The organism is Kitasatospora sp. MBT66 (assembly GCF_000710405.2).
Lineage (GTDB): Bacteria > Actinomycetota > Actinomycetes > Streptomycetales > Streptomycetaceae > Kitasatospora > Kitasatospora purpeofusca.
Window position 1 is genome coordinate 110074 of record NZ_JAIY01000013.1, and the last position, 9499, is coordinate 119572.

Here is a 9499-nt window from a genome sequence, read left to right on the forward strand (position 1 = left end):
CGCCGACCCCTCCGGTCGGCGGGCCGCGGCACGCCGGGACGCCCCCGACGACCGACTACGCTCGGTGCCTATGTCACGCATCGACGGCCGCACCCCCGACCAGCTCCGCCCCGTCACCATCGAACGGGGCTGGAGCAAGCACGCCGAAGGCTCCGTCCTCATCTCCTACGGCGACACCAAGGTGCTGTGCACCGCCAGCGTCACCGAGGGCGTCCCCCGCTGGCGCAAGGGCAGCGGCGAAGGCTGGGTCACCGCCGAGTACTCCATGCTCCCCCGCGCCACCAACACCCGCGGCGACCGCGAATCCGTCAAGGGCCGCCTCGGCGGCCGCACCCACGAGATCAGCCGCCTCATCGGCCGCTCGCTGCGCGCCGTCGTCGACCACCGCGCCCTCGCCGAGAACACCATCGTCCTCGACTGCGACGTCCTCCAGGCCGACGGCGGCACCCGCACCGCCGCCATCACCGGCGCCTACGTCGCCCTCGTCGACGCCGTCGGCTGGGCCCGCGAGCGCAAGCTCCTCCGCGCCAAGGGCAAGCCGATCACCGGCGGGGTCAGCGCCGTCAGTGTCGGCATCATCGACGGCACCCCCATGCTCGACCTCCGCTACGAGGAGGACGTCCGCGCCGAGACCGACATGAACATCGTCTGCACCTCCGACGGCCGCTTCGTCGAGGTCCAGGGCACCGCCGAGGGCGCCCCCTTCGACCGCGCCCTGCTCGACCAGCTGCTCGACCTCGGCACCCTCGGCTGCGCCGAGCTCGACGAGGTCCAGCGCAAGGTCCTCGGCGAGCTGGAGAGCTGACGCCGGCACGTCCGTATACCGGTTCCGTTTCGGTTCCGCGAAATACCCCGGGCTCCGGACCAGGCCGCTGTACACGCCGGGTCCGGAGCCCGTACGGTTCCCGCAGCACCCCGTTCCGGGAACCGCGCACCCCTCAGCGCGCGTCCTTCCCTTCCGGAGACCCGCGCACCCAGGAGGACCGGATGCCCCAGAGCATTGCCCGCCCCACCATGCTCGCCGTGGCCGGCCTGATCGCCATCCTCCCCCTCAGCGCGGTCAGTTGCTCCGCGGCCCAGAAGGCACTCGACTGCGGCAACACCGCCGTCAAGATCACCGGGGACATCAACGAGGTCAGCAACGCCTACAGCAACGCGAGCAACGACTCGGCCGCCGCTGGGCAGGCACTGCAGAAGCTCAAGAACGACCTCGACCAGCTCGGCAAGAACTCCAAGGACACCGACGTCGTCCAGGCCATCAACGACCTCAACACCCAGGTCGACAAGGTCCAGCAGGCCGTCAACAACAAGCAGGTCCCGGACTTCAAGCCGCTCGGCAACGCCGCCTCCAACCTCACCAAGGTCTGCACCGGCTGACTCCGCGCCGACCGGCTCCGCGCTGACCGGCTCCGCGCCGACTGACGAGGACTCACGGGCCCTGTCCGTTTAGGGTGGATCCATGACCACCCGACTCATCCTCGCCACCCGCAACCAGCACAAGGTCGCCGAACTCCGCGACATCCTCGGCGACGCCGGCCTGGACGTCGAACTGGTCGGCGCCGACGCCTACCCGGAGATCCCCGACGTCCCCGAGACCGGCATCACCTTCGCCGAGAACGCCCTGCTCAAGGCACACGCCCTGGCCCGCGCCACCGGACTGCCCGCCGTCGCCGACGACTCCGGCCTCTGCGTCGACGTCCTGGGCGGCGCCCCCGGCATCCTCTCCGCCCGCTGGTCCGGCAAGCACGGCGACGACCGCGCCAACCTCGACCTGCTGCTCGCCCAGCTCTCCGACATCGCCCCCGAGCACCGCGGCGCCCACTTCTTCTGCGCCGCCGCCCTCGCCCTGCCGGACGGCACCGAGCGCGTCGTCGAGGGCCGCCTGCTCGGCACCCTGCGCACCACCCCGGCGGGCGACGGCGGCTTCGGCTACGACCCGATCCTCCAGCCCCTCGGCGACACCCGCACCTGCGCCGAACTCACCCCCGCCGAGAAGAACGCCATCAGCCACCGCGGCCAGGCCTTCCGCGCCCTCGCCCCGGTCGTGAAGGACCTGATCGGCTGATCCGGGCGCACTATGAGATTGGCCCGCTTGCCTTCGAATCGAAGGCAAGCGGGCCAATCTGCTTGGTACGCCCGGTGGGATTCGAACCCACGACCCTGCGATCCTAAGTCGCAGCCCTCTAGCCAGCTGGGGTACGGGCGCACGCCGGGACAAGCCTACCGGCTTGTCGCCCGGCGGGCCGCACCCTTTCCGCGGGGAGGGCCGCGCTACGCGGCGGTGTCCGCCCTCCGGGCGTCCCGGTCCACGTTCCGGCCGCAGTAGGTCGGCGTGACGGAGTGGCAGTTCGGGCAGAGCAGTCGGAGGTTCTCCCTCCTGTTGTCGAGCCAGTCGCCGTTGATGTGGTCGACCTCAAGGGTCATGGCGTGTCCGAGCCAGAGCGGAGGGGTGCCGCACATCTCGCAGACGTCGGGGTGCCCGATGTGCAGCAGCATGGCGCGCAGCCGGTCGCCGGGGATGCGATGGCTTCCCGGAGGACGTTGGACGAGCAGGTCCTCGGCCTTCCGTCGGGGTCCGGTCTTCCGCCCCTTGTTGTGCGCCCGGCCCGTGAAGTGGCCGGTGTCGAGCCGGTGGAAGGCGATGCTCTCCCTCACCAGGGTTCGAGTGCTCCCGCAGTCGACCATGCCGAGCGCGAGTATCACGCCGCGGAAGCTTCGGTTGGCCGCCACCGCCTGTGCCAGCGCTGCCGCGGGGACGGCCGCGACCTTGTTGCGGCCGTCGCCCCTGAAGGTGAAGTGGGAGGTGTCGATGTCGAATTCGGCGAGGCGCCGCTTCAGGTACGCGTAGAGGCTGTCGTAGGGCGTGACGCCGAGGTGGGCCATCACCGCGTTGATGCTGTCGCTGTTCGCGGCGGCCTCGGCCAGGGCCTCCCGGGAGTACCGGCGGCGCCCGTAGTCGGGTCGGCCGTCGTTGAAGTGCGAGGTGTCGATTCCGTAGTGCTTGAGCCGTTTGCCCAGGTAGCTGTGTGTGCCGCCGGCCATCGGCACGCCGAGTCGCCTCATCATGTCGTTGATGCTGGTCGACTCGGCGGCGAGCGCCGTCAGCAGCTCGCGGGTGTACTTGACCGCCATCGTTGTCCCCCTTCGGGCTCGTGTGTGCCCGTCCCCCGTGTGTGCGAACGAGTGCGGGGGTGATCGGTTACGGGGGTTGCCCCCGAGGGGTGATCCGGTCGGTATGTGGTGGGGCGGGTGGGGTTGGTGGGGTTCGGGTGACGGGTGGAGGGGGGTTGCCGGACCGGCGGGGTTGGGGAATTGATTACCAATTGGTACAGACCTATTGACCTATGTGGTTCAGACCACATAGCTTCAGCGCCAATCTGCTTTCCCCCACGTGCGTGCTCCCCCACAGGCACGCGCCGACACTCTGCCCGGAGGACCGAGTGTTGATCCGATCCACGGCGGAGCGGCGTCCCACCGCTGCCCGTCGGTCCAAGAGCCCGGCGGCCCGCGCCGGCCTGGCCTCGCTGGCTGCGGCCACCATGGCCGGCCTGCTGATGGCCACGCTGGGCGCGGCGCCCTCCCAGGCGTCCGCCACCGTCGACAATGCCGCCTGTCGTCCCGACGGCCTCTACGCCACGCCCGGCGTCGACGTCCCGTACTGCAGCGTCTACGACACCAACGGCCGCGAGAAGATGGGCGCGGACCACCAGCGCCGCATCATCGGTTACTTCACCGGCTGGCGCACCGGCAAGGACGGCACGCCGCCGTACCTGGTCAGCGACATCCCGTGGGACAAGGTCACCCACCTCAACTACGCCTTCGGCCACGTCGGTTCGGACAACAAGCTGTCCGTCGGCACCGACAACGACAAGAACGAGGCCACCGGCATCTCGTTCCCCGGCGTGCCCGGTGCGGAGCTCGACCCGTCGCTGCCCTACAAGGGGCACTTCAACCTGCTGACCAAGTACAAGAAGCAGTACCCGAACGTCAAGACCCTCATCTCGGTGGGCGGTTGGACGGAGACGGGCGGCTACTTCGGTGACGACGGCAAGCGCGTCAACACCGGTGGCTTCTACTCGATGACCGTCAACCCGGACGGCAGCGTCAACCAGGCGGGCATCGACACCTTCGCCGCCTCGTCGGTCGACTTCATCAAGAAGTACGGCTTCAACGGCGTCGACATCGACTACGAGTACCCGACCTCGATGAAGGACGCGGGCAACCCGCTGGACTGGCAGCTCGCCAACAGCAAGCGTGGCTCGCTGGCCAAGGGTTACGCCGCCCTGATGAAGACCCTGCGGGAGAAGCTGGACCGGGCGGGTGCCGCCGACGGCAAGCACTACCTGCTCTCGGTCGCGGCCCCGTCGTCCGGCTACCTGCTGCGCGGCATGGAGACCTTCCAGGTGGCGCAGTACCTGGACTACGTCAACATCATGTCGTACGACCTGCACGGCGCCTGGAACAAGTACGTCGGCCCGAACGCCTCGCTGTTCGACGACGGCAAGGACGGCGAGCTGGCGGCGGCCAACGTCTACGGCACCGGCCAGTACGGCGGGATCGGGTACCTCAACGCGGACTGGTCGTACCACTACTTCCGCGGTTCGATGCCGGGCGGCCGGGTCAATGTCGGCCTGCCGTACTACACCCGCGGCTTCAAGAACGTCCAGGGCGGCACCAACGGCCTCTGGGGCACCGCAGCGGCGACGACCTGCCCGGTCGGCGCCGGCCTGACCTCCTGCGGTGACGGCGCGGTCGGTATCGACAACATCTGGAACGACAAGGACGACGCGGGCAAGGAGTCCCCGGCCGGGTCGAACCCGATGTGGCACGCGAAGAACCTGGAGAAGGGCATCCTGCCCGACTACCTGTCCAAGTACGGGGTCAAGGACACCGCGCTGCAGGGCAGCTACGTGCGCAACTACAGCTCCTCGCTGGTCGCGCCGTGGCTGTGGAACGACACCAAGAAGGTCTTCCTGTCGACCGAGGACGAGCAGTCGGTCGGTGCCAAGGCCGACTACATCGTCAACCAGGGCGCCGGCGGCGCGATGATCTGGGAGCTCGCGGGCGACTACAAGTGGGACGCGGCCGCGAACGGCGGCAAGGGCCAGTACGTGCCCGGCAGCACGCTGACCTCGCTGATGTACGACAAGTTCAAGGCGGCCTCGCCGTACGGGGCGATCCGTTCGACGACGGCGCTGCCGCAGCAGACGCTGCCGGTCGACGTGTCGTTCACCAACTTCGCGCTGGGTGACTCGAACTACCCGATCAACCCGAAGATCCACATCGTCAACAACTCGACGCTGACCCTGCCGGGCGGCACCGAGTTCCAGTTCGACTACGGCAACTCGGCCCCGGGCAACGCCAAGGACCAGTCGGGCTTCGGTCTGACGGTGATCAAGCAGGACCACACCGGTCCGAACGTGGGCGGCCTGAAGGGCAACTACAACCGGGTGTCGGTCAAGCTGCCGGGCTGGCAGTCGCTCGCCCCGGGGGCCTCGGTCGACCTGGACTTCGTCTACTACCTGCCGGTGTCCACGCCGTCCAACTGGACGGTCAACGTGGCGGGCACGCTGTACGGGCTCAAGGGCGACCTGACCCGCGGCGCGGTGGACGGCGGTACGACCCCGCCGACCACGCCGCCGACGACTCCGCCCACCACCCCGCCGACGACGCCTCCCACGACGCCGCCGACCACCCCGCCCACCACGCCTCCGACGACCCCGCCGACCACTCCGCCCACCACCCCGCCGACCACGCCGCCGACGACTCCGCCGGCCGGCTGCGCGGGTGCGCCGAGCTGGGACGCGGGTACCACCTACGCCACCACGACCAAGGTCTCCTGGAAGGGCCACTACTACCAGAACAAGTGGTGGACCAAGGGCGACGACCCGAGCGCCAGCGGCGCCTGGGGTGTCTGGAGCGACCTCGGCGCCTGCTGATGACAGCGGTCGCCTGAGGTGAGAGACGGCGGTGGCGGTGCACCCGGTCGGGGGGTGCGCCGCCACCGCTGCGTCGTCCGGGCTCTCGTCCTCCGGAGGAGGCCCCGGGAAGGGCTCCGGGAAAGGCCCCGGGGAAGGCCCTGGGTCGGGCCTCGGGTCAGGCCGCCTCGACCTTGAGGTCGCGCAGCAGCTTGGCCACGTGGCCGGTCGCCTTCACGTTGTACAGCGCGTGCTCGACCTTGCCCTGCTCGTCCACGATCACGGTCGACCGGATCACGCCGGTGACGGTCTTGCCGTAGAGCTTCTTCTCGCCGAACGCGCCGTAGGCCTCCAGCACCTTCTTCTCCGGGTCGGAGAGCAGGGTGACCTTGAGGTCCTCGGCCTCGCGGAACTTGCCGAGCTTCTCCGGCTTGTCCGGCGAGATGCCGATGACGTCGTAGCCGGCGCCGGCGAAGACCTCGAGGTTGTCGGTGAAGTCGCAGGCCTGCTTGGTGCAGCCGGGGGTGAGCGCGGCCGGGTAGAAGTAGACGATCACCTTGCGGCCGAGGTGTCCGGCCAGGGACACGTCGTTGCCGTCGGCGTCGGGCAGGGTGAAGGCGGGCGCGGTGTCACCGGGCTGGAGACGCTCACTCACGGGGTTTCTCCTGGTGCTGGGCGGGCAGTCGTACCACGGCCAACTTACCCCTGATGGTGGGTGGGGCCGCGCGGGCCCGGGTGGCAGCTGACACACTGGGTCAGTCGCACAGGACAACATCAGTGAATGGGGTGGCCCGAGTGGGCGAGGCGAGCACTACGGACAAGTCGGCGCGGACGACCGCCCAGATCGAGGCGGACATCACCCGTACCCGCACCCAGCTGGCGGCGACCCTGGACGAGCTCGCCGTGCGGGTGCATCCGACCACCATCTCCGCCCAGGTCAAGGCGAAGGCCGTGGCCACGGTCGAGGAGAAGGCGGGCCGGGCGTACGTGGCCGCGAGCGGGCTGGTCGAGCAGGCCCGGGCGCAGTTCGTGGACGAGAAGGGGCAGCCGCGCAAGGAGCGGATCGTCCCGGCGGCGCTGGTCGGGGTCGGCCTGGTGCTGCTGCTCGCCTCCGCGCGCAAGCGCCGCAAGGGCTGATCCGCGGCGGTACGTCCTGGGCCGGGCACCTGGTGCCCGGCCCGACGTCGTCCGGGGCGGGGCCGGGACGGGGCGGGCGCGTCCCGGCCTCGCCCGTGATGGCGGGGCCGGGCTGGCGTCACGCGGCGCGCCCGGGGGCGGTACCTTCGGGGTCGTGAGCACGAACGACGAACCCACCCAGCAGTCCCTCCCCGCCGAGGCCGACGAGCGGCGCCACGACCGGTTGGGCGAGAAGCTGCCGATCAAGATGCTGCACGACCGCGTGCTGGTGCGGACCGAGGCCGGGGAGGGCGAGCGCCGTTCCACCGGCGGCATCCTCATCCCGGCCACGGCCGAGATCTCCAAGCGCTGCGCCTGGGCCGAGGCGGTCGCCGTCGGCCAGAGCGTGCGCTCCGTGGAGCCCGGCGACCGGGTGCTCTACGACCCCGAGGACAAGCTGGAGGTCGAGGTCCGCGGCGCCACCTATGTGCTGCTGCGCGAGCGCGATCTGCACGCCGTGGCCGCGATGCGCTTCGGCGACACCGAGGGGTCGACCGGGCTGTACCTGTGAGCCGCTGAGCGCGTGCTTCCGGCGGGCCGCCGTGCCGTGGGCGCGGCGGCCCGCCGTCGTTCCCCGGGACCCCGGGGGGCGGTGCGGCGCGGTGGTAGCGTCGCCGAGGGGGCGGGTTCCAGGTGGCGGCGTACACGGAGCAAGGGGGACGGGTATGGGCGGGAACGGCTCTTCGATCGACTTCGGCGGGACCGCCGCGGAGGTGCGAGGGCTGGAGGGGGTGCGGTGGATCCACGGCTCGGAGTCGGCGAAGCACAACACCGATCCGGACATCCAGGTCCACCGCTACGACGAGCACACCGTGATCCTGCGGCAGAACATGGCGGTCAACTACGAGGCGCCGTTCCTGTTCCTGCTGTTCGGCAATGAGCGGGCGGTGCTGATCGACACCGGGGCCACCGCGTCGGCGGAGTTCTTCCCGCTGCGGGAGACCGTCGACGGGCTCCTCGGCGAGTGGCTGGAGCGCAACCCGCGGGACGGGTACGAGCTGCTGGTGCTGCACACCCACGCGCACGGGGACCATGTCGCGGGGGACGGGCAGTTCGAGGGGCGGCCGGACACCCGGCTGGTGCGGGCGGACAAGGCGACCGCGTGGGCGTTCCTCGGCTTCGACGCGGACCCGGACGCGGTGGCGCGGGTCGACCTCGGGGGCCGGGTGCTGGAGTGCCTGGCGACGCCGGGGCACCACGAGGCGGCGGTGACGTTCTTCGACCCGTGGACCGGGTTCCTGCTCACCGGTGACACGGTCTACCCCGGGCGGCTGTACATCCAGGACTGGGCGGCGTTCGGGCGTTCGATCGGGCGGCTGGTGGAGTTCTGCGAGGGTCGGGCGGTCGGCCATGTGCTGGGCTGCCACATCGAGATGAGCGTGAAGCCGGGGGTGGACTACCCGATCCGGTACACCTACCAGCCGTACGAGGTGCCGCTGCAGTTGACGGTCGACCATCTGCGGGAGATCCGGGCGGCGATGGCGGAGACCGGCGGGGTTCCGGAGCGCCGGGTGCTGCCGCTGTTCATCCTCTCGCCCGACAGCTGAGCCCCCCGGGGCGCACCGGGGTGTCCGGTGCGCCCCGGAGGCCGGTCAGCGTCGGCAGTACAGACGGGCCTCGCCCAGGTACCAGCCGATCCCGTCCGGGGTCGCCTTGGTGAGGCCGATGTTGCACTGGCTGCGCAGCCAGAACGCCGAGACGGCCTTGGTGTAGGCCACCTCGCCGGCGGCGACGATCGCCGAGTTCGGGGTGTGCCCGTGGGCGGTGCCGACGAAGACCGCCGTCTCGGTCCAGGCGGCGGTCCAGGCGGCGGTCCGGGCGGGGGTGGCCCGGGTGGGGGTGGCCGGGGCGGCCAGGGCCGTGCCGGCTCCGCCGAGCAGGAGGGCGGGGAGGGTGAGGGCCGCGGCGGCGCGCAGTCGCAGCGCGGAGGAACGGTTCATGGGAACTCCTCGGTGGTGGCCTGGCGGCCGTGGCGACGGCGGACGCTCAGGGCGCTCCCAGTGTCGCCCGGGCGCGCCGGGTCCGGTCAAGACCGGTGTCCGCGCCGGTCGAAAGTCCTTTCCGGTAGTTGTCGGTGACGGGTCGTAGGATCCGCGCATGGTGAGCACTGGGGCGGTTCCGGTCGGTGACGGGCAGCGGCGGGCGAGGTTGGGTCTGCGGCAGCTGCTGGCGCCGGCCGCGCGGGTGGCGCGGGTGGAGGAGACCGCGGACGCGGTGGTCGGGCTGCACGCCTCCGATCCGGCGACGGTGTACCTGTCGGCGTGCGCGCGGCTGCGGGAGCCGTCGGCGGGGGAGGTGGAGCGGGCGCTGTACGAGGACGTCTCGCTGGTGAAGCTGCTGTCGATGCGGCGGACGCTGTTCGCGGTGACGGAGGAGTTCGCGCCGTACGTGAGCGCGGCGGCGGC

General features: G+C 70.9%; 11 protein-coding genes and 1 tRNA gene. 8 read left to right on the plus strand and 4 right to left on the minus strand.

All coding sequences use genetic code 11. The annotated features are described in order from the left end of the window. Positions 1-70 precede the first annotated feature (70 nt). From rph to rdgB, 3 genes are all read left to right on the plus strand, one after another. Positions 71-805 carry a ribonuclease PH gene (gene rph / locus BI06_RS33965; RefSeq protein WP_030394224.1) on the plus strand — a complete coding sequence of 245 codons (735 nt, stop codon included), beginning with the start codon at positions 71-73 and terminating at the stop codon, positions 803-805. Between the two features lie 182 nt (positions 806-987). Continuing rightward, positions 988-1377, plus strand: a complete 390-nt coding sequence (locus BI06_RS33970; protein ID WP_149030570.1) for a hypothetical protein — start codon at positions 988-990, stop codon at positions 1375-1377. Between the two features lie 82 nt (positions 1378-1459). After that, positions 1460-2065 (plus strand): RdgB/HAM1 family non-canonical purine NTP pyrophosphatase, encoded by a 606-nt coding sequence (gene rdgB / locus BI06_RS33975; protein ID WP_043474797.1) that lies wholly within the window; start codon positions 1460-1462, stop codon positions 2063-2065. A gap of 63 nt (positions 2066-2128) precedes the next feature. Here the strand turns inward: rdgB and BI06_RS33980 are convergent. Further along, positions 2129-2206, minus strand: a tRNA-Leu gene (locus tag BI06_RS33980). A gap of 65 nt (positions 2207-2271) precedes the next feature. After that, positions 2272-3132: an HNH endonuclease gene (locus tag BI06_RS33985; RefSeq protein WP_051742548.1), complete on the minus strand. Its 861-nt coding sequence runs from the start codon at positions 3130-3132 to the stop codon at positions 2272-2274. A gap of 407 nt (positions 3133-3539) precedes the next feature. Between BI06_RS33985 and BI06_RS33990 the strand changes: the two genes are divergently transcribed. Continuing rightward, positions 3540-5939, plus strand: coding sequence for a chitinase C-terminal domain-containing protein (locus BI06_RS33990; protein ID WP_051742575.1), 2400 nt, complete (start codon positions 3540-3542; stop codon positions 5937-5939). Between the two features lie 157 nt (positions 5940-6096). On the opposite strand, the gene bcp is transcribed toward BI06_RS33990, so the two are convergent. Beyond that, positions 6097-6573: a thioredoxin-dependent thiol peroxidase gene (gene bcp, locus BI06_RS33995; RefSeq protein ID WP_030394219.1), complete on the minus strand. Its 477-nt coding sequence runs from the start codon at positions 6571-6573 to the stop codon at positions 6097-6099. Between the two features lie 131 nt (positions 6574-6704). On the opposite strand from bcp, the gene BI06_RS34000 reads away from it, so the two are divergent. From BI06_RS34000 to BI06_RS34010, 3 genes are all read left to right on the plus strand, one after another. Then, on the plus strand, positions 6705-7055 hold the full coding sequence (locus BI06_RS34000) for a DUF3618 domain-containing protein (RefSeq protein ID WP_233290399.1): 351 nt from the start codon (positions 6705-6707) through the stop codon (positions 7053-7055). 247 nt (positions 7056-7302) lie between these two features. Then, positions 7303-7605, plus strand: coding sequence for a co-chaperone GroES (locus BI06_RS34005; protein WP_045944516.1), 303 nt, complete (start codon positions 7303-7305; stop codon positions 7603-7605). Between the two features lie 154 nt (positions 7606-7759). After that, complete coding sequence (locus BI06_RS34010; RefSeq protein ID WP_078880025.1) at positions 7760-8641, plus strand: MBL fold metallo-hydrolase; 882 nt, start codon at positions 7760-7762, stop codon at positions 8639-8641. Positions 8642-8686: 45 nt separating this feature from the next. On the opposite strand, the gene BI06_RS51545 is transcribed toward BI06_RS34010, so the two are convergent. Beyond that, the gene (locus BI06_RS51545; protein ID WP_043474798.1) at positions 8687-9034 is read right to left on the minus strand and encodes a hypothetical protein; all 348 of its coding nucleotides are present in this window, start codon (positions 9032-9034) and stop codon (positions 8687-8689) included. 157 nt (positions 9035-9191) lie between these two features. Between BI06_RS51545 and BI06_RS34020 the strand changes: the two genes are divergently transcribed. Next, a partial coding sequence (locus BI06_RS34020) for a DNA glycosylase AlkZ-like family protein (protein ID WP_043474800.1) occupies positions 9192-9499 on the plus strand: 308 nt, incomplete at its 3' end.

Excerpts from the sequence above, each read along its gene's own strand:
- rdgB (WP_043474797.1), top strand. The coding sequence starts at position 1,460 with ATGACCACCCGACTCATCCTCGCCACCCGCAACCAGCACAAGGTCGCC.
- BI06_RS33985 (WP_051742548.1), bottom strand. The coding sequence starts at position 3,132 with ATGGCGGTCAAGTACACCCGCGAGCTGCTGACGGCGCTCGCCGCCGAG.
- rph (WP_030394224.1), top strand. The coding sequence starts at position 71 with ATGTCACGCATCGACGGCCGCACCCCCGACCAGCTCCGCCCCGTCACC.
- BI06_RS33990 (WP_051742575.1), top strand. The coding sequence starts at position 3,540 with ATGGCCGGCCTGCTGATGGCCACGCTGGGCGCGGCGCCCTCCCAGGCG.
- BI06_RS33970 (WP_149030570.1), top strand. The coding sequence starts at position 988 with ATGCCCCAGAGCATTGCCCGCCCCACCATGCTCGCCGTGGCCGGCCTG.
- BI06_RS34010 (WP_078880025.1), top strand. The coding sequence starts at position 7,760 with ATGGGCGGGAACGGCTCTTCGATCGACTTCGGCGGGACCGCCGCGGAG.
- BI06_RS34005 (WP_045944516.1), top strand. The coding sequence starts at position 7,303 with ATGCTGCACGACCGCGTGCTGGTGCGGACCGAGGCCGGGGAGGGCGAG.
- BI06_RS51545 (WP_043474798.1), bottom strand. The coding sequence starts at position 9,034 with ATGAACCGTTCCTCCGCGCTGCGACTGCGCGCCGCCGCGGCCCTCACC.